Annotated in this window: 12 protein-coding genes; 5 read left to right on the top strand and 7 right to left on the bottom strand. The window is 59.2% G+C overall.

Annotation, left to right across the window (positions count from 1 at the left end; all coding sequences use genetic code 11):
- Nucleotides 1-441: 441 nt before the first annotated feature.
- The 3 genes from HMPREF2935_RS01910 to HMPREF2935_RS01920 are packed head-to-tail and all read right to left on the bottom strand — an operon-like array spanning nt 442 to nt 3,078.
- Entirely contained in the window at nt 442-1,263 is an 822-nt protein-coding gene (locus HMPREF2935_RS01910) for an ABC transporter permease (RefSeq protein WP_014303356.1), read from the bottom strand.
- On the bottom strand, nt 1,256-2,017 hold the full coding sequence (locus tag HMPREF2935_RS01915) for an ABC transporter permease (RefSeq protein WP_014303357.1): 762 nt from the start codon (nt 2,015-2,017) through the stop codon (nt 1,256-1,258). The genes HMPREF2935_RS01910 and HMPREF2935_RS01915 overlap by 8 nt, the downstream gene beginning before the upstream one ends.
- Nucleotides 2,014-3,078 carry an ATP-binding cassette domain-containing protein gene (locus HMPREF2935_RS01920; protein ID WP_014303358.1) on the bottom strand — a complete coding sequence of 355 codons (1,065 nt, stop codon included), beginning with the start codon at nt 3,076-3,078 and terminating at the stop codon, nt 2,014-2,016. The genes HMPREF2935_RS01915 and HMPREF2935_RS01920 overlap by 4 nt, the downstream gene beginning before the upstream one ends.
- Before the next feature lie 411 nt (nt 3,079-3,489).
- On the opposite strand from HMPREF2935_RS01920, the gene HMPREF2935_RS01925 reads away from it, so the two are divergent.
- From HMPREF2935_RS01925 to HMPREF2935_RS01945, 5 genes are read left to right on the top strand one after another with little or no spacing between them, the layout of a single operon-like run.
- On the top strand, nt 3,490-4,119 hold the full coding sequence (locus tag HMPREF2935_RS01925; protein ID WP_014303359.1) for a sugar O-acetyltransferase: 630 nt from the start codon (nt 3,490-3,492) through the stop codon (nt 4,117-4,119).
- A 7-nt stretch (nt 4,120-4,126) separates the two neighbouring features.
- Nucleotides 4,127-5,344, top strand: coding sequence for a glycosyltransferase (locus HMPREF2935_RS01930; RefSeq protein WP_023018094.1), 1,218 nt, complete (start codon nt 4,127-4,129; stop codon nt 5,342-5,344).
- Entirely contained in the window at nt 5,341-6,126 is a 786-nt protein-coding gene (locus HMPREF2935_RS01935) for a thioesterase II family protein (protein WP_023018093.1), read from the top strand. The genes HMPREF2935_RS01930 and HMPREF2935_RS01935 overlap by 4 nt, the downstream gene beginning before the upstream one ends.
- Nucleotides 6,127-6,153: 27 nt before the next feature.
- Nucleotides 6,154-7,920 carry an ABC transporter ATP-binding protein gene (locus HMPREF2935_RS01940; RefSeq protein WP_034970331.1) on the top strand — a complete coding sequence of 589 codons (1,767 nt, stop codon included), beginning with the start codon at nt 6,154-6,156 and terminating at the stop codon, nt 7,918-7,920.
- The gene (locus HMPREF2935_RS01945) at nt 7,920-9,644 is read left to right on the top strand and encodes an ABC transporter ATP-binding protein (protein WP_014303363.1); all 1,725 of its coding nucleotides are present in this window, start codon (nt 7,920-7,922) and stop codon (nt 9,642-9,644) included. The genes HMPREF2935_RS01940 and HMPREF2935_RS01945 overlap by 1 nt, the downstream gene beginning before the upstream one ends.
- A 3-nt stretch (nt 9,645-9,647) precedes the next feature.
- Here the strand turns inward: HMPREF2935_RS01945 and HMPREF2935_RS01950 are convergent, their stop codons facing one another.
- The 4 genes from HMPREF2935_RS01950 to HMPREF2935_RS01965 form a co-directional block, all read right to left on the bottom strand.
- On the bottom strand, nt 9,648-11,108 hold the full coding sequence (locus HMPREF2935_RS01950) for an ABC transporter ATP-binding protein (protein ID WP_227917020.1): 1,461 nt from the start codon (nt 11,106-11,108) through the stop codon (nt 9,648-9,650).
- A gap of 14 nt (nt 11,109-11,122) precedes the next feature.
- Entirely contained in the window at nt 11,123-11,869 is a 747-nt protein-coding gene (locus tag HMPREF2935_RS01955) for an energy-coupling factor transporter transmembrane component T (protein WP_014303365.1), read from the bottom strand.
- Nucleotides 11,869-12,495 (bottom strand): MptD family putative ECF transporter S component, encoded by a 627-nt coding sequence (locus HMPREF2935_RS01960; RefSeq protein ID WP_014307391.1) that lies wholly within the window; start codon nt 12,493-12,495, stop codon nt 11,869-11,871. The genes HMPREF2935_RS01955 and HMPREF2935_RS01960 overlap by 1 nt, the downstream gene beginning before the upstream one ends.
- Before the next feature lie 91 nt (nt 12,496-12,586).
- Nucleotides 12,587-20,158 carry a non-ribosomal peptide synthetase gene (locus HMPREF2935_RS01965; protein WP_070731765.1) on the bottom strand — a complete coding sequence of 2,524 codons (7,572 nt, stop codon included), beginning with the start codon at nt 20,156-20,158 and terminating at the stop codon, nt 12,587-12,589.
- Nucleotides 20,159-20,170 lie beyond the last annotated feature (12 nt).

Below are 20,170 nucleotides of genomic sequence, written 5' to 3' on the forward strand. Positions count from 1 at the left end.
CCCCCCCAACAAACTCACCCACGGAATTGACAAACTATATAGGAACACCTCCCTGGGCGATGGTGCAGGCGCGGAGAGCGCCGCTGTTGCCGATGCCGCGCCCAACACCGCGACGGTAGTAGAGTACCCGCTGCCGGTGCAGGAGTTTGCGGTGACCCGCTACGATTTGCCCGCCGGCACCACGGTTTCCACGCAGCTTCCCGGACCGGCCATCGCCCTGGCTACTTCTGGTGTGGTCACGGTAAACGACCTGGAGCTAGCCCCGGGCGAGGCCGCCTGGTTGCCGGTAACCGGCGGCGACACTACCCGCCTTAGCGCGGCCGCGGGTAAAGATTCGCAGCTCTTTATCGCGGCGGCGCGCCCTGCGCGGCAAGTAGCGCTACCGCGCCGCTGGGGACGCCGCCGCGCGACAAGTAGCACTGTCGCGCTAACCGGCGCTATTTACGACATGGTGGGGCGGCGGAACGCAGCTGCGGCGGCTAGCAGCACTACGGTGAGTGCTACCATCCAGGCCACGAAAGCCCAGACTGCGGTGCCGGGCTGGCCGGTGGCAAGGATTTCGGCGCTTGGCGTGCCGTCGATGGCGGCGCCGGCGCGGGCGGCGAAGGTAAGCGGATTCCACCGGGCGATGGGTTGAACCACACCAGCGAATTGCTCCACGGGCACGAGGCCGCCGTTAAGTGCCATGGCCGCCATGATGATGGGGGCCGGGCCAATGGCGGCCTCCGGGGTGGCGCACATCGCGCCCACCATGGCCGATAGCGAGGCGGCCACCACCGCGCCGAAGATGATGACTAACAGCACCCAGCCAAACCCGGCCAGCGTGTGAATACGCAGGCCAGAAGCCACGGAAGCCAGCAGCACCGCGCAGCCGGAGATAAGGCTGCGTAAGGAATCGAAACACCAGCGGCCGAAGATCTCCGGGCTGGTGCCGTAGCGCGTGGTCGCGATGCGGGTGGTGATACCGCGTTGGCGTTCCTTAATTATCTGCGCGGCGGCGGAGGTGCCATTCATCAGTTCGCTGGAAAGGATGAGCGCGATGGTAAGCGGTAACGCGTCGAGCGTGGCAGAGCCTTGCGAGGCCGCCATGAGGTCGCCAAACAGCCACCGCATGACCAGGAACATCAAAACGGGACCAGCCACGGTATTGGTAATTACCGCGCTATCGCGGCGGGCGGCGCGCAGGTGCCTTCCAAAATGCGTGGCGACAGTGGACAGCCAGGTGGTGTCGTGCGACACGGTGGCGGTGGTGTGGTTAGTCATGTTTCCTCCCCTGGAAAGCGGTGATAAAGCCCCATACGCCAACGACGGTCATGGCGATGAGCCAGCACAGTGCTTCGACTCCGCGCGCCCCCAGGGCAGCGCCACCTAGTAGGTTGCGGGCGGTGTCCAAGATGGGAGATAGCGGTACGTGCCGGATGATGGGGCCAATGCCGCCGGGCAGCGCATCCGCAGGCACGAATGCGGTGGAGAACATCACCATGACCAGCACGAGGTTTTGGAAGAGCAAGGACGCCGAGGTGGGCTTGGGGGCCAACAGGCAGGAGCCATCGATAAACGCGGAGAGGATGATGGTGAGGGCGGCGAAAAGGGCGATGGTAAGGATAATACGACCCGGTCCGGCAGCGTAGCGGGCACCGAGCAGGATCGTGGTGAGGACGACGATGCTGCACGACCACGCGGCGCGGGTGAGATCTGCCAGCAGCCGGCCGACGACCGTGGCCCAGGCGGGCGTCCCGGTGGCGCGGATGCGGTCGTGGATGCCGTTTTCGGCGTCACGCGTAATCGCCAAGGAGGAGCCCCCGGCGGCGAACACAATCGCCTGAATAACGCCGGCGGGCAGGAGGAAGGCGGCGTAATCGATGCCGAGTTCCGTCGAAGCCTTGGCGAAGGTGGCGTAAAAGATGACCATGAACAGGCTGGGTATTGCCACGGCGGAAACCATTACGGCCTTGTTGCGGACGGTGCGCAGGACATTGCGGTGCCACGAGGCAGCGACTGCTCCGAGCGCGTTCACTGGGAGCCTCCACCGGTGTGGGGAGCCTGCTGCGCGATGTCGCCGGACCCGGCGATAGCGAAGTAGACATCGTCCAAGGAGGGCGGAACCAAGGAGACGTCCGCGACCGAGGTGTCGTCGCCATCCCACAAGGCCAGCGCCCGGACTAGGGTGCGGTGGCCATCGGGCGCATCGACGCGCAATACGGTGTCCTCTTGGCGGCAGTCGATGCGGTGTTCTTGCAAGGTGTGGGTGAGGCGTGCGGCATCGTCCGGGCTAGACATCGTGATGAGGCACACCGTGGTGCCATAGCGGTCCTTGAGCTCGGCGGGGGTGCCTTCGTCGAGCACCTTGCCTCCGGCGAGCACGGCGACGCGGTCTGCGAGCTGGTCAGCTTCTTCCAGGTATTGGGTAGTAAGCAGGATCGAGGTGCCGTCGGCCGCCAGCCCGCGGACGGTATCCCACACGGAGCTGCGCGCGGCGGGGTCGAGGCCCGTGGTCGGCTCGTCGAGGAACAGCAGCGCGGGCGGGACAGTGAGGGAGGCGGCGATATCTAACCGCCGGCGCATGCCGCCCGAGTATGCCGAAACCAGGCGGTCGGCGGCGCCAACCAGATCGAAGCGCTCAAGAAGTTCCGCGGCGCGGGCCTTCGCATCGCTAGCTTTAAGCCCTGCCAGGCGGCCAAAGAAGATGAGGTTTTCCTTGCCGGTAAGCTCCTCATCCACTGCGGCGTATTGCCCGGTCAGCGCGATGGAAGCGCGCACCTTGGAAGGATCCGTGGCTAAGTTGTGGCCATCGATGATGGCGGTTCCGCCCGTGGCGGGCAGCAGCGTGGAAAGGACATTGACCAAGGTTGTCTTGCCGGCACCATTGGCGCCTAGGACGGCGAGGATGCCCCCGCGCGGAATGGCGAGGGTCACACCGCGCAGGATTTCCGTTCGCTTCTTGACTTTTCCCAGGCTACATCGCAGATCTTGGACATCAAGCACCAGGTCGCGGCCTTTTGCGTGGGCGCTGGTTGAGGGGACTGCGGTGGCGCTGGGGTCACCGCTAGCGGTTGCCGTGGTGGGGTTTTCTTTCATGATTCATCCCTGGATATACGTCAACGGTCTATTAGACGGCGCACCGATTCTCCTACCGCAGAAGGAAAACCGATTATTGCCCGCGAACGATGGATTGTGGTCCACGGAGCAAGCGCCTGGGGTAGTGCCAACTAATCCTTAGAAAATGATGTATGTCTAGCGGCACCGGGTCGTGCACAGCGCCCCGCAGGAGAGGTCTGCACAGGTCGGCTGATCGGCGGCGACGCTGCAGGTTGCTGCAAAGTTGAGCATACCATAATTAGGCATGGCATGCTTGACAATTAAGTCGAAGGCCTGTAAGCTACCAAGTGTGAGCTAAGAATCTGGGTATTCCGACTAGTCAGGGTCAAACCGCGTGGCTGACCGTAATTCGTATTGTGGCTCGCGCCTCTCAAGCACAAAGGAGTATCCATGGATTCTCGAGAGCAAATCGAAGATAAGATTCTCTGCGGTCAGCCCTTCCGCCCTATTGAGGACCCGGATCTCTATTACGAGATGATGGAGGCGGCGGAGAAGTGTCACGATCTCAACCAGCTTCGTCCACTTCAAACAGCGGAGAAGCAGGCAGTGATGGCAGACCTGCTTGGTGAACTGGGGGAGCGCTTAATGGTTTTCCTGCCATTTCATGTCCAATATGGCTCGAAAATCAAGGTCGGAGATGGCGTGACCTTCAATCGAGGAACTACGGTACTTGATATGGCCCCGGTGACATTTGGCAATGAGGTCATGGTTGGTCCATGGTGTTCCTTCTTTGCTGGCAATCACGCCTTAGACCCCGTAGAGCGGCAATACATGGTGTGTACCGGGGGTGCGATCACCATACAAGACCATGTGTGGCTTGGTGGCAATTGCACGGTAACTGCGGGTGTCACGATTGGGCATGGTGCAGTAATTGGTGCTGGCAGTGTTGTGACAAGAGATATTCCGCCCATGGTACTCGCAGCCGGTAATCCGTGCCGAGTCATTCGTGATATTGGCCCGGAAGATAAGCTCATGGGGGAGTCTTGGGTTCCTGAGTGGCCTAGTTGGATTACGGATTGAGACGGCTGTGAAAGTTCTCGCGGTCGTCCTGGGTTCTGAGGGTGATATGCTGCCATTTGCGCACCTTGGTGTCGCACTTCGAGATCGTGGCCACCAGTTTGTTTTGGCTGGGTTTAGCGAATTCGGCGGGAGTTTTCGTGCAAACGGGGTGGACTACATCGAGTTACCCGGTGATTACCGGGCGTTAATGAAGCGCCTTTTGGGCGATAGTAAAGGCATGATGGACACTGTCTTAGGTATCCGTGAGATGATATCTGACGCCCACGTTTTCGATGTGTTAGAGCATGCCATGGATGGCGTTGACGTGGTCATGTACACCCAATTCAGTGAAGTTGCTCGGTTGTTAGGGGCTGCACGCGGAGTCCCCAGCGTTCGGGTGCAGGTTTTCCCTACCGAACCCTGCCTCCGTTACAGCCTCGTGGATCCGCGAAAACTGGACGGCTCTGTCGGAGCTCTGGTCACCCACTGGATGTCCAATACTCTGATGGCTTGGGCGATGCGCCCAGTGATAGCGGCATGGCGCCGTAGGTTGGGGCTGCGTCAGCGAGCGCTCTCCTCTCCACCAACCACGATCTACCAATTCAGTCCCGCGTTGAGTCCGCCGGCGCCGGAATGGAAAAACCACATTCACGTCACTGGCGAGTGGCTTGACCCGCACCACAGTGAACTCGCCCTAGACCCAGCAGTCGAGGAGTTTGTGGCTGCCGGCTCGGCCCCGGTTCTGGCAAGCTTTGGGAGTATGGTCTCAGATCGCGTTTATGACCTTCAACGATGGACTCGAGACGCGTGCATCGAGCATGGTCTGCGGGCGATAATCGTCGATCCCGATCATGAGCCTGGTGTGAGAGAAGGAATCCTCACCGTCGCCCGGGTCCCGTTCGCGACTGTGCTTCCGTGGTGCCGTGCAGGCATCTGCCACGGCTCACTGGGCACCACCGGGGCGATCCTGCGCGCCGGCAAGCCGTGCCTTGCGGTTGCATTCGGTGGTGACCAACACTTCCATGCCAACGCAGTTTGTCGAAACGGTGCCGGGCCGAACTATATTGACGCCCAGCGAGGCGAACTGAGTGCCCAGTCCCTGGCCGCCGGAATTGCCGATTTGGTAAGTGGAGCATACGACTCCGCAGCCCGCAGGATGCCCGAGTTGCTTGCCACAGACCCGGGTACCGTCGCAGCAGTAGAAATCGTGCTTAATCAGTCCGACCTAGCGAAAGGCGAAAAATGACAGAAATCAGCTGCGAGGGAGTCTTTCCGTTTGTGGCCGGACATCGCACTGGAACCCTCTTGTTTTGCTTCCATCACGCAGGAGGCAGCGCTTCCGTCTATCGTGGATGGGTGGGGGTCAACCCAAGCATTGACGTGGTGCCGGTGGAGCTTCCCGGAAAGGCAACCCGTCGCCGAGAGAAATGGGTAAGCGACTTTGACAAGCTCGCCGATATGTGCGCAACCGAGATAGTAGATCTGGCGGCGGGCGCGCCGATTGCGTTGTACGGCCACTCCATGGGGGCAGCGCTGGCCTACCAGGTTGCTGCCTGCCTGCAGCAGATGCATCGGCCCACTATACCGGAAGCCGTGGTGGTGGCCGCACGGCAGGCGCCCGGAGAAACCGTGCCTGGGGAATACCACTCGTCAATGGGGTTCGGTGCGCTGCGCAGGGAGTTTGAGAAGGTAGGTGGCACACCACCTGAGATCCTTGCCAATGATGATGTGATGAAGCTGCTGCTCGCTGACATTCGTCGCGATTATGTGTTACACGAGGGCTTTCACCATGCAACCACGGTGCTTCGCTCTCCTGTGCTGGCATTGGCGGGGGATAGCGACCCAGCTGTCAGCCCAGAGATGCTTTCCCGGTGGGAAAATTTTACCAGCGGTAGTTTTGAACTGAAGGTCCTGCCGGGTGGGCATTTCTTCCCGCTCGATACTGGAACCGAGTTCCTCGACCTGCTTGCCGGTTTTCTAGCGGGAATTACTGGGAACACTGCCTGGTTAGCGCGGAACAATGCGTGATTGTGACTGTTAAGTAAAGAGGCCCCGATGACCGAACAAAAACCACCCATTACCTTTAGGCAAATATCTCAACCTGCCCACCGGCAGATCACGGTGTCGCTGCTATTGGCGGTGCTGGCGGCGGTTTTGTCGCTGGTGCCGGTAATCGTGCTGGTTGAGCTGGTGCGCACCGTAATGCTGTCCTTCCAGGGAGAGCCGATAGATGCGTCAAAGCTGTGGCTGCTAGTCGCGGCGCTCATGGTGGCCACCGTCCTACATGGACAGGCAACCGTGAAGAGCCTCCAGGTAAGCCACCAGGCCGACGGCCTTTTGGGCGAGCACTTACGCCAGCAGCAGATTACCAAGCTGGGTAGGCTCCCGCTGTCTTGGTTTACGCGGACACCTTCGGGGACTGTGAAAACCTACATCGAAGACGACGTCACCAAGATCCACCAGCTCATCGCCCACGCGCCGCACGATTATTCGGCCGGTGTACTCGTACCGCTATTGAGCCTGGGATACATGTTCGTGGTGGACTGGCGGATAGGCCTGCTGGGCCTGGTACCACTGCTGTTGGCAGTGGCCACCATGCCGTTTATGATGCGCGAGTTTCAAGAAAAGGCGGAGAAATTTAAGTCCAGCCAGAAGCAGCTAGACGCCGCCGTCGTAGAGTTGGTGCGCGGCATCCCGGTTATCAAGGTGTTTGTTCCGGAAGGCTACGACGAGAGCATTTTCCTTAGTCGTTCCCGGAGTTTTGGTGGGTTCTATCGCGAGTGGTTGCACGCCACCGTACACCCCACCGCTTTGATGAAGATCTTCACCTCCACCGGGTTTGGCCTGCTGGTGGTAGCCGCGGCCAGCCCGTGGCTCATCACGTCTGCGGGCGTACCAGTGGCCGATGTGCTGGCAGCGTTTTTGTTCATCAACAACATCGCCGCGCCTCTGCTTATGCTTTCGCGCACTAACATCATGTTTTCGGAGGCGAAGGCTGCCGCGGCGGATCTCACCGAGTTCTTCAACATCCCGGTATTGCCGCCCGCTGCTGGCGGCAGGGAGCCTGCAAACGCCGGAATTGAGTTGAAAGATTTAAGCTTCTCCTACGTGCCGGACACCCCGGTGCTTTCCGGCATTAACCAAAAACTTACCGCCGGCAGCATCACTGCGGTGGTGGGACCTTCCGGCTCGGGGAAGTCCACGTTAGCCGCGCTCATCCCCCGGCTATTAGACCCCACGGAGGGGTCGGTGCGCATTGGTGGCGTCCCTAGTACTGATCTCCGATCTGACCAGCTCTACCGTAGGGTAGGGTTCGTCTTCCAGGACCCTTACCTTATGCGGATGAGCGTGCGGGATAACATTCGCCTCGCTCACCCGGAGGCCACCGACGCAGACGTGGTTCGCGCCGCCCGCGCCGCCCAGATTCATGAGCGCATTACCCATCTGCCGCGCGGCTACGACTCGGTGGTGGGAGAGGACGCGCAGCTTTCCGGTGGCGAGCAGCAGCGGCTGGCTATTGCCCGGTCCATCTTGCTCGACGCGCCGATCCTCGTGTTGGATGAGGCCACCGCTTTTGCGGATCCGGACTCCGAGGCCGCGATCCAGCGGGCCATTACCGAGCTGGTGGCCGGGCGCACGCTAGTAGTTATCGCACACCGGCTCCACACGATCACCGGCGCTGACCGGATCCTCATGCTGGAAAACGGTGAGGTCACCGAAGCAGGCACTCACGAAGAGTTAGTGGCGGCAGGCAAGGGCTACGCCACGATGTGGGCACGCTACCAAACCGCGCAGGCGGGCATCCAAGGGGAGGAAAAATAATGATCCGCACGCTCTATTCACTGGGCAGTCCGGCTGATCGTCGCCGTCTGGTGCTGGTCCTTACGCTAATTGGGATTTCCGCGGTGGCGTTGGCCATTGGCCTTATCCTCATTGCACTGTTTTTGGACACGCTGTTTAGCGAAGATCCCGCGCAGGCCGCAGCATGGTTGCCCTGGATCATTATCTCCGTCCTCGTCTACGCCGCCGCAGACTGGCCCACTGAGGTTATTGCCCAGGACCTGGGGCATGATTACGTGCTGCGCATCCACCGGCTTATCGCCGATCGCACGGCACAGCTACCCCTGGGCTATTTTGAAGAAGATCGCGCCGGCCAGATCGGTGTTGTAGCCACCAGCGGTGCGCTGTTTGCCGCTAACGCGCCGGCAATGATGCTGCGGCCCATGCTGCACGGTGCTGCCTCGGCCGGTTTGGCTTGCGTGTTTCTCATCGCCGTGGACTGGCGGCTGGGGCTGGTTACCGTTGCAGTGGCTGCCGTGGTGTGGTTCGCCTATAACCGCCTAATGCGGCAGTACCGCGTGGCAGAGCGCCAGAAGGGCGAGCGCAACGAGCACGGCGCCGCGGAGGTGCTGGAGTTCGCCCAGGTGCAGCCGGTGCTGCGCATGGCTGGGCCGGATTCGCTGGGGGAGCGCGCCGTGCGCGCCTCGATTCGAGAGCAGCTTAGCGCCCAGCAGCACACCCAGAAGACAGGTGAGATGATCATGGGTCGTCTGGCTTTAATCATCATGGTCGGTACCGTGGTCATTGATGCCCTGGCCACCGTGCTACTTCTCAACCACTGGCTAGAAGCAGGCACCTACATTGGCGTCATTGTGTTGGTGTTCATCCTGGCTCGCGTTGCTATGTCGGGCATACCCTACGGCGAGGGCTTGGAATCCGCGCGCAATACCTTAGATGAGATCCAAAAGATCCTCGATGCGCGGGTGTTGCCGGAGCCTGCGGTTCCGGCGGCGCCACGCGACTATGGCATCGAGTTCGATGGGGTGGGCTTTGGCTACGAACCCAACACCCCAGTGGTCCGCGACGTGAGTTTCCGCGTGGCGCCCGGAACTACTACTGCGTTGGTGGGTCCCAGCGGCTGTGGCAAGAGCACCTTGCTAAAACTTGCGGCACGCTTCTATGACGTTGACCAGGGGACCATCCGTATCGGTGGTGTGGATATTCGCGATCTTGGCTCCCGGGCGGTGTTGGATTCGCTGGCTATGGTGTTCCAATACGTGTACCTCTTCGAGGACACACTGTATGAAAACATCCGCCTGGGCTGCCACAATGCAACGCGGGAGGAGGTGCTCCGCGCAGCGGAGTTGGCCGGTGTCACCGAGATTGCCCGGCAGCTGCCGCAGGGGTTTGACACCCTGATTAGCGAGGGCGGGCAGAATCTCTCCGGTGGTGAGCGTCAGCGTGTCTCCATCGCTCGTGCGCTACTGAAGGACGCGCGGATCGTGCTGCTTGATGAGGCGACTAGCTCTCTAGACGTGCAGAATGAGCACCTTGTGATGCGCGGTATGAAAACGCTTTCTGCCGAGCGCACCATCGTCGTCATTGCGCACCGGCTGCACACCATCCGCGACGCGGACCAGATTGTGATGATGAGTCCCTCCGGCACCGTGGAGTCTATCGGCAACCACGAGGAACTCATGGAGAGTTCCCCACGCTACCGCAGCTTCTGGGGTGAAAAGAGCGACGCCACCAGCTGGAAGCTGTAGGGACTAGCTGTCGCGGCCGCGTAGATACCGCACCGTGCGCGCCAGTGCGAGATCATCGCACGGTTCGCAGGCGGTAAGGCGGCCTTTTTCCACGCGCAGGAGAAGATCGCAGCACCGCGCCACCAGCTCCATGTCATGGGTTACTACCAAAACGGTCTTGCCCTGCCGGGCTAGGGCGTCTAGCAGGTGGGCCACCCGGTGCATGCGGCACAGGTCCAGCCCGCTGGTGGGTTCATCGAAGACGATTACCTCGCGCTCACTTAGGACTGCTGAGGCGATGGCCACGCGCTGGCGTTCGCCGCCCGAAAGCGACATCGGGTGCCGGGCCCGCTTGTCCGCGAGATCAAGTGCACCAAGCACCTCGGTAAGGCGCGCTTCGTTTTTCCCATCCGGTCCACTGGTGCCGATGATTACGTCGGACTCCACGCTCTCCCCGAAAAGCTGGTGGTTTACGTCCTGCATTACTAAATAGGACTGGCGCAGGCGCTGCCGGGGACCCGAGAGCGAGCGGTTATTGATGTCCACCACGCCGGTGGCCTTAGATTCCAGGCCAGTCAGAACGCGCACAAAGGTAGATTTTCCGGCCCCGTTGCGTCCTACCACGCCGATGACTTGCCCTTGCGGCAACTCCGTGTGGCTGATGCTCAGGGATGGCTCTGTAGCCTTGGGGTAGGTGAACTGTAGCTTTTTGAGCACCATCGTGCCACTTGAAGGGCGTGGCTCGCGGGTCACCTCGGGGACCTGCTGCGCTGAGCGCAAGCCCATGCGGTACAGTTCGGCCTTGTCTAGGGTGCGAAACTCCGAGCCGCTGAGATCATGAGCGATCTGCCCGTCCTGCATAACCAGCACTCGGTCCACGATGTCAACTAGGTAGGAAAGCCGATGCTCAGCGATCAGGACGGTGCGGCCCTGTGTCTTCCACTGCGCGACGATGCGGCGCAGCTCATCGACGGCGGCGAGGTCGAGATTTGATGATGGTTCGTCTAGTAGTAGTACCTGTGGGTGCATCGCGGCCACTGAAGCGCATGCTATTTTTTGTTTCTGGCCGCCGGAAAGTGTGAACAGGTGCCGGTCGAGGAGATGAACCATGCCGAAATCTGCGGAAAGTTCCCCAATACGCTGTCGAATCTCGTTGGGCGCCACGCCGAGGTTTTCGCAGCCAAAGGCGAGTTCGCTGGCTACTTCCAGCGTGAAAAATTGCGACTTGGGGTTTTGGAACACTGAGCCTACGCGTTCGGCGATGTCGTGTGGGTGGGCATGAGTGATGTCTTCGTCGTCCAGCAGCACCTCCCCCGAAATCTGGGCGTCGCAGAACGTGTGCGCCACGCCGTTTATCAGGCGTAGCAGGCTGGACTTACCGCAGCCTGATTCGCCACACACTAGAACTAGTTCGCCCTTCGCCACGGTGAGATTTACGTGGTGCAGCACCGGCTCCGCTGTGTTTTGACCATAGGATAGTGACACATCGTGCAGCTTTATCACGGCAGCATCACTATATTTACCAGTAGTAGGATCAGGGACACGACGAGCACGCTTATGACTATTGCGTCGCCTACGCGGAAGCCTATCTCGCACAGCGTGGTTCGTCGGCGAGGCGAGCCCAATCCGCGGGTCACTGCAGACATAGCCAGCTCGTTGCCGATGCTCACAACGGACGCCAACAGTGGCACAAAGCGGTATTCGAGCATAGCGATCGGGTTGCGCAGGCCCGAGATGCCACGCATCTGCATGGCGGTGCGGATATCGCGGTATTCCTCGAGAATCGTCGGGAAGAACCGGAACATGATGGACGTGGGGATGGTCAGGGCGTCGGGGCTCCGCATGCGCTGCATCGCGGCCATGAATTCGCTGGCCGAGACGGTGCGTAGTAGGTACCAGCAGCACGTGATGCCAGGGAGGATGAGCGAAAGCCCTGCGAACCACGTAGCGCACACGTCCACGATGATGTGGCGCTCGGGCAGGGCCTGTACCACCACCGCAGGAAAGCCAGCGAGCACCGCGAAGGTGAGTGCGTATCGCAGTGCAGCGGCCACCATGCCGGAGGCGAGGAAAAGTGCCCCGGGAACGGCAATGAGCATCCACCGGGCGGTGCTGCCCAGCGCCCCACTGGACCCGGCCGGTGAGATGAGCACCGAGGACACCACGAGGATGACCAGCACCGTGGTGCGTGGGTCCAGATGGAGTCCCGCTGTGTGCGTGCCTGATCCGGGCAAAGTGGGCGACATCAGGCGATTCCTGCTCGCTGGAAGTGCTTGGTGAAGATGCGCCGGCCGAGGATCCCGCCGAGGATCCCGCAGACGAAGGTTACTATCACAATGATGAGGAATAGCCAAGTCATCTGGCCAATAGAGGTGAGGCCATCCGCGAAACTAGCACCATATTTGGTCTGCATGCCGCTGCTCTCTATGTAGCGCCGAGTGGTGAAGAAAAGCGGAATATATGATGCGGTGGGTGACACTGCTATAAAGGCATAGGCGATCACACTGTGTATTGCGCTCGTATACTTGCCGGCGCGCAAAATTAACTCGGCAAACACGGCCATGACCAAGCTGAGCAGCAGTGGCCATATGCCTAAACCAAGCAGCAGGCTGGCGAGGCCGCTGAGAAGAAGGAATATGAAGACCATGCCGGGCTTGTGCACCTTGGCCAAGAACAGCATCATCGGGATGCCCAGGATGAGGGCCTGAACGCTGGTGATCATCACGTAGGTGATGGGGGTGATGCCGATGAAGGCGATGACCACGCCGGCTACCAAGTTGATGACGAAGAAGATGCCGATGTTCATCAGGTCGGTGATGTTCAGCCGTCCTGCTTTTGCATCTTTCGGGGTGGTGTGGGGAGTACTGGGCATGATGTTTCCTTTCAGATTAGGCTGCTTGTGCGTAGCACTGGGTTGGGGGCAAGTGGCTTGTCAGGTGAGTGAAACAGGTGTGGCATGAACTCTAAATTTCGCCTTCTTCTACGTCGCTGCCGACGATGTTGGCGATCAGGTCGGACAATTCTCGGACCGTTGGATGGTTGAATACGTCACGTATGGAGATCTCTACTGACATTTCTCGACGAATCGAGTTAGTAAGCCGCACGGCCGTGAGCGAGTCGGCACCGATGGTGAAGAAGTCATCGTCGATGCTGATCTCCTTGGGCCCGAGGAGTTCTTGCAAGATGGTAATGATACCCGAATCTCGGTGATTACGAGAGCGTTCCCTTGTTTGTGGTTGTTCAAAGGTTTTTCCTTCTAAACTCTTGCGATCAATCTTGCCGTTCCAAGACCGTGGTAGCCCATCAATGCGTGATATCACGCGTGGACGCATATAGGCAGGGAGAGACTCGGCGAGGTGGTTATTGAGTGCTGCCATGTTAAAGCCCTCATGCGTAACAACGTAGAGAACAATGCCATGGTCGTTGACAGCGACGCAATCGCGGAGTTCGTTGAATTTTCGTGCTGTTGACTCGATCTCACCGAGTTCGATGCGGTAGCCGTTGACCTTAACCTGACCGTCCTCGCGCCCCAGGAAGATGATGTGACCAAGGTGATTGTAGAGGGCCTTGTCGCCCGTGCGGTACATTCGTTCGCCGGTGCGGGGGTGGGTGATGAATGATGCTGCGGTCTTCTCTGGGTCCTTCCAGTACCCCATGGCCAGGCCACGTCCGGCAATGTAAAGGTCTCCCGGCACATGCGTGGGTCGGGGGTTCAGGGCCTCATCGAGGATGTACATTCGCTGATTTGCCAGCGGCGTTCCATAGGGAATGCTGGTACGCGAGGCATCATCGACGCCTACCTCGTACCAGTTTGACCATATCGATGCCTCGGTAGCACCCCCAGCAGCGAAAACTGTGCAGTCCCGGAAGAGGGTGCTGACCTGGTAAGCGATATTTACAGGTATCCAATCTCCGCTGAGTAGTGCCGACCGTACGGAGGAACCAATGAGGCTCCGTTCGCGGAGGTGTTCCACGTACATCGAAAAAAGTGCTGGCACAGAGTTCCACAGCGTCACCGAGTGCGTAGTTACGGCATCTGCCCAGCACTGCGGATCACGTTTGTCTGCTGGAGATGGCAACACCAAGGTAGCACCCCGCGCGAACATCCCGAAGATGTCGTATACCGATAGATCGAAGTTTAGCTCTGAAATCCCCAATATCCGGTCGGTCGGAGTCACCCCGAGGCGTTCGTTGACATCGACAATCGTATTGACCGCCGACTCGTGGGTGATGGCTACTCCTTTGGGAGTGCCCGTCGTACCAGACGTGTAGATGACGTACGCAAGCGAGCTGGGTGTCGGACTCGATTCGCTTAAGGCCTGGTCACCTGGCCGATGCCGGGCGACATCGGCCAGAGTGATGACTGTGCAGTGCTCGGCTAACGCAGCGAAATCATCGTCCGGATGGTCCATCGCAACAATGGATGCACCCGCATCGTTGATGATGGAAGTGTTACGCCCCACCGGTTGGTCCACGCTCAGCGGCAAGTAGGCGCATCCGGCCTTCATTGCGCCTAGTACCGCTGCGATCTGTTGTGCGGACTTTTCCATCATGATGCCAACGAGATCACCAGGCGTCGGGTCAGTTGCAGCAATAAGCTGGGCCCACTTATCCGACTGCTCATTGAGTTGCTCGTATGTCCATTGCGTGGTGGCGTCTATCACCGCGAGGTTGTCACCATGCTCGGCAAGTCCCTTCTGATACAGCCCCAGTAGGCTCTTATCCGCTCCGGGGAGTTCCCGGTCTGTGTCGTTGATTCGATCTGCGGTGGGCGCGTTGGTCGTCGGAGCTATGGTACTGGTGGGCGCGTTCCAGAGTTCAGGGGACTCTGCGAGGTGCGAGAGAGTGGCTGTAAGGCTGGTGAAAAGCTCCGCCACCATGTCGTCGGGGAAGATCGCCTCGACCGCGTCCATATTCAGCATCAGGCCACCATCGTGTTCATAGACCTGGAGGTCCATCCATACCTGTGGCGTCTGCGATAGGCCATGATCGATTACGCCCAGGTAAGGACTCTGATCTGACTCGGGGTGCTCCACGACGCCCAGGCCACACGTGAAGACCACCGGCATGGTTACCCGAGCACCGCGTTGCTTAGTAAGCATTCGCTGCACCGACACGCCGGAGACACTGCCGTGATCGAGATTGCTGAACATGCGCCTGTGTAGCGCTGCAGCGCGGTCCCGGAACGATGGTGCACACTGGGTATCCACGCTGAGAATAGATAGGCTGGTGAAGTCGCCAACTATGTGGTCAACCTCGGGGGCGAACCGAGTGCGGTCGAACCGGGTCAGGTTGATGCTAAGTCGCGGCTCATCGCTGTACCTCGCTAGGACTTCGGCGTATACCTCGGCTAGGAATACGGCTTCGGTCATCCCCTCCTCACGTACCCGTTGCTTAATCCGGCGCCACTTCGCAGCGTCCACCAGGGCGTGGTGGCGGCAAAACTGCGAGGTATTAGCGCCGTTTGTGTCGGTCACCGGCAACTGCGGTGCAGGATAAATAGTATCCACTGCCGATTCCCAATAGGCTTGGTCACGCTTATGGATGTCGCTGTGTGACAGTTCAATCGTGGCTTCGACATAGTCTTTAAATGAATAGGGGATTGCCGGATCGAGACTGTCTACGCCGTGGTCGTAGGCCTGCTTCCACTCACGGAAAATGTGGAACATGCTCCAGCCGTCGATAAACAAGTTATCGAAACTTAAAAGCAGTCGACCCGCGTCGGGCTCGGCTACGTAGCGCACGTCAAAGCATGGCCACTGAGTGGGATCAAACTTCTGGCGGGACATTTCCTCTCGGATTTCATCGAGAGTATCCTCATTGTCGGCGTTGCCGGAGCGAATGAGGGCAATGCGGTAGCGTGGTACTTCGGGCAACACACGCTGACTCAATCCGTCCTCACACACGACGGTGCGCAGCATGGGATGGCGTTTAATCAGGGCATTGAACGCGTCTTCCACTCGCTCCGGGTCTAGGCAGGCAGTGGACATTTCAAAGTAACAGTGGCTGGAAACGTCGCCGAGTTCGATGGCTCCAGAGCTGCCGATGAGATAGGACTGCTGCACCTCAGTCAGCGGGAACGGAGCGTACTGTTCAGACCCGTGAACAATCTTGGGAAGATCCGATTGCTGGTGGGGGACTTCGGCTATCTGGTCAATTCGGGCGGCCATGTCGCGCAGCAACGGAACGTCAAAGATATTCTCTAACGGAAATTCCACGCCAAAACACTGTTCGATGGTACGGCGCAGGCGTGTTGCTGTGAGAGAGTCACCACCCAAGCGAAAGTAGTCTGAGTTCACGTTGGAGCTGGTGTGCAGCAGCTCATCCCAGATATCGATGAGCTGTTTCTCGGTGGCGGTGTGCGGAAGTTCGGTGACAGCGGGCTCGTTGTCGAAGTATTCCGGCACTAATGCTGTGAGCGCTTTGCGGTCAATCTTGCCGTTGCTGGTGAGTGGAAACTTCGCTAGCTCCAGGATGCGTTTCGGTAGCATGTACTCCGGAAGGCGGGTGGCCAGTAGGTTTGTAGCCTTGGCATAGTCAGAATCGCATAGTGTGACCGATTCGTTGGAACTAGCGCGTTCGGCGATGATAAGCGCCGTCGTTTTAGTGATCTCTACATGCTCTACAGGTTTCCACCCAGTGCGCTGCAGGATTTCTTTCCAGCTGCGGGCGCTGAGTAGTACTGTACCGGTTTCGGCCCGAGCGTCCGTGGTATTGTTGGCAATAAATGCGGCGGTGATATCGGACATCGGGGAGGGGGCAGTGGGCTCTACCACCACCATCGTTGCTCCAGGGGCGCTGAGGCCCCAGGCCTCACAGAGCGTTTTCTCGATGTCCTCGCTCTGGTGCAGCGTCTGGTTGCACAGCACCAAGTCCGCCTTCGTCACTGCCTCCCCAGGAGTCGGTTGGGGCGTGCTAGTGACTCCGAGCTGGCGGTACGTGAAGGTGTTACCAACACGTTGTCCGGCATGTTCGAGGTGATGACGATAGGGATCAGCGAGCACGTATGCGCTCGTCCCCGCGATAGCCGCGTAGTCCGCAGAGGCCTCGGGCCGGCGTGACCCGATCTCAAGAATCTTGAGCTCGCTGGTTGAGTGGGTACTGCATTCACGCACAACCGCGCCGAGGACCCGGTGAACCAACCGACCCAACGGACGGGTTGCGAGGAATTGCTCCACCGACATCGAATCTGGGCTTTGGATGAACTCAGCGATACTGCGCTGCTTCTCCGCCATTACGAAGGCTTGCTCGAAGGGGGTGACAAAACGCTCTAACGCGCCGAACGACTCGTCGTCTAGAAGCAAGTCTGCGGTAGCCGGGTGTTCATCTGCTTTGCCTAGCCATGTCTGCCAGCGATTACGGTGTTCGCGGAGGTGGTTTGGGGTCCCCACGCCGGTGAGTTGCTCCTCCCAGCGTCGCATCACTGAGAAGGCATATGCGGTCTGTAAATGCTCATCGTGCTCGACGGACGTGCGGATGTCGCCCTCGGTCAGCACGTCGTTGACTTTGGCGCGCAATGACGTCGCAAACTGCTCCGGAGTAGTTCGGGCAACATGTGACGGTGTGAACTGAGCAAACGTAACCAAAGATGGTGACGATGATGCACCTTGGTGCGTGATACACACGGCACGCTCTATTGGCAGCAACGCTTCACACGCGGACTCGATCTCGCCGAGTTCGATGCGGTGGCCACGAACTTTGACTTGGTTATCCGAGCGGCCTAAAAACTCGATCGTCCCATCGGCCCAGAACCGGCCCATATCGCCTGTGCGGTACCAACGTGAGTCCTCCGAGATTACGAACTTAGTTTCGGTGAGTCCGGGGTCGCCGACATATTGTGTAGCTACGCCCAGGCCGCCAATCCACAGCTCCCCCACAGAATAATCGGGACAGTCCTGGCCATTGCTGGACACCACCCGGTACATCTGTTTGGCAAGCGGCCGACCATAGGGAATTGAGGTCCACTCGGGTGACACTACATCGAGGTCGAGACCATTGGACCAGATAGATGCCTCCGTCGCACCGCCCATAGCTAATAGGTGTGCCTGCGGGGTAACCGTGCGCATGCGCTCAGGCAGGCTGGTATCAATCCAGTCGCCAGATAGCAGAACATGGCGTATGCTGCTGAGCTTGCCCGGTGTCCGATCAGCCGCAGATAAAAGCATCTCAAACAAAGTAGGCACCGAATTCCAGATAGTTATGCCTAAACTATCCACCAGCGATACCCACTTCTTGGCGTCGCGGCGCGCATCATCTGGGATGGTTACCAGTTCGCCGCCAGCAGAAAGGAGCCCGAAGGCGTCGTACACCGAGAGATCGAAATCAAAGGAAGATACGCTTAGTAGGCGGTCTGTCGGACCAACGCCCAGGCGACGGTTGATCTCGCTAATGGTGTTCCATGCAGCACCGTGGCAAATCTCGACTCCTTTTGGTGTTCCAGTGGTCCCAGAGGTGTAGATTACATAGGCTGGGTCTTGTGGATGCAGCTGCGGAAGATTGGCTGTGCCGGTAGCGCTCGTGAAATCTACTACCTGAACTGCAGTTTCGCTCAGAACCTTATCGGGTCGGTCAGTAATCAGATGCGTTACTTGGCTTGCCCCCAAGAGAGCGGCAATACGAGATTCCGGTTGCTGTAGACTCACCGGTACATATGCCCCGCCCGCCATCATCGCGGCTAGCGCACCAATAATCTGGCGAGGACCACGCTCCACCATCACTGCAATCAAAGCGCCTCGCCCAACCCCGGAATTCACCAAAGCAGAGGCGATGGTGGTGGCTTGCTCTTCCAAATCTTGGTAGGTAATAACGTCGCCGCTTGCACTGCGAATGGCCGTGGCCTGGGGGTGGCACCGTGCAGCGGCAATCACCTCATCGACAAGGGTGGTGTCAGGCAGCCGCCAAGAGGCAACTTCGGCACGTGACGCTCGACGGGCCTGCGCTCCTGGGCTCTCTACCGGGTCTGAATGCGAGAGATCGTCGGTGATTGCCTTGTCAATCTCCATCACTAGGGTGGCGAAGAGATCGTCCAGCATCTTCTCGGGGAACAACTGTTCAACTGCGTCGCAGACGATTAGGAAGCCGTTGACGGTGGTGAAGACTTGGAGGTCAATCCACACCTGGGGGGTCTGGGAGATCATGTAGCTAATCTCTCCGAAGGTATCTATAAACTCTTGGCCAACCAGTGGGTCTCCCAGGTTGCAGGAGAACACCACGGGAGCCAAAACTTGCTCACCTCTGGAAGCACGTAGGTCTCGCAGCACCCGCACCGCCGAATACTGTGAATGTGACGAATCCTCATAGAAAGAGGCCTGTATATCCTTGAGGTCCTCGCTGAAAGTGCGGCGTGTGGACTGATCGATACTGGTGAGTGTCAGGGCGGTAAAGTCTGCGACGACATTCTTTATCGCTGTGTCTGAACCGCGGTTGAACAGAGGTACGGCCATGAGGAATTTTTTATTCTCGCTCCATTGGCCGATGGTGCGGGCGTAGGCGGTCAGCAACACCATTGCTGGGGTAGTAGCGTGGTGTTCACACACCTCACGCAAGCGCGACCAAGTCGCCGAATCGAATGATCGACTGCGGCGTACAAACCGGTGTGCTTGTTCCTCGTTGGTGCCGTGGCTCATCGGCAAGGTTGGGGCACCCGGCAACTCGGAGAGGCGATTGCGCCAGTATGCCTGGTCACGGTCGATATCGGCGACGCCTTCGCGAGCGTGTCCAGCGAGGTAGCGAGCGAAACTCCACGACGGGTCGGCGTCGGGGGCTTCACCGGTGGCGTAATGGTGGGCGAGGTCGTGCAAGATAATTTGGAAACTCTGCACATCGCACACAAGCAGGTCGATATCGAAGTGAATAACTGCTACATCCTGAGGGAGGAGGCTGACTTCTAAAGATACCACATGGCCGGTAGCTATGTCCAACAGTCGGTGCGAAAGGCGTTCGCGCGTGGATAGCAGAGCTTCTTCGCGCGTGGACTCGTCCATCTTGGTGAGGTCATGAACGAGGATGGTGGGGTGGGGCGGCTCTGGCAGCACATATTGCTTGCCATCTTCGGTGTAGCAGGCGCGCAACATCGGGTGGGAACGTAGCAGCGTCAGCCAGCTTTGTTGCAATCGGTCGATATTGATACTGCGGGATTCGACCTCTACGTAGCCGTGGGTGCCCACCCCGCCCAGTTGCTGCGAGGAATTGCGGCCAATCCAATAGGCGTATTGGACATCTGTGAGGTCAAAGGGTACGGAATCGTCGATGGGAGCGGCAAACCCATCTTTGGGGGACTCAATGGCGTCAGTGCTGTGGTTTGGTGTGGATTCTACAAGCATCTTCGCCCACTGCCTTACCGTTGGGGCGCGCATGAAATCTCCAAAGGAGACGCGGTGTCCCTGTTTCATCCAATCAGCGAGCAGACGGACTGTTGGAAGTGACTCCAGGCCGTGGGAGAGCAGGTTGTCGTCGATGCCGATTTCGGCATCTTCGCCGAGGATCTGGTGGAGCGAGGCGAGGAGTTCTTCGCGAATTTGTTCCTCTTTGATCATGGTCTTGTCCTC

This window comes from Corynebacterium sp. HMSC076D02, from assembly GCF_001813815.1.
In the GTDB taxonomy this organism is placed as follows: Bacteria; Actinomycetota; Actinomycetes; order Mycobacteriales; family Mycobacteriaceae; genus Corynebacterium; species Corynebacterium simulans.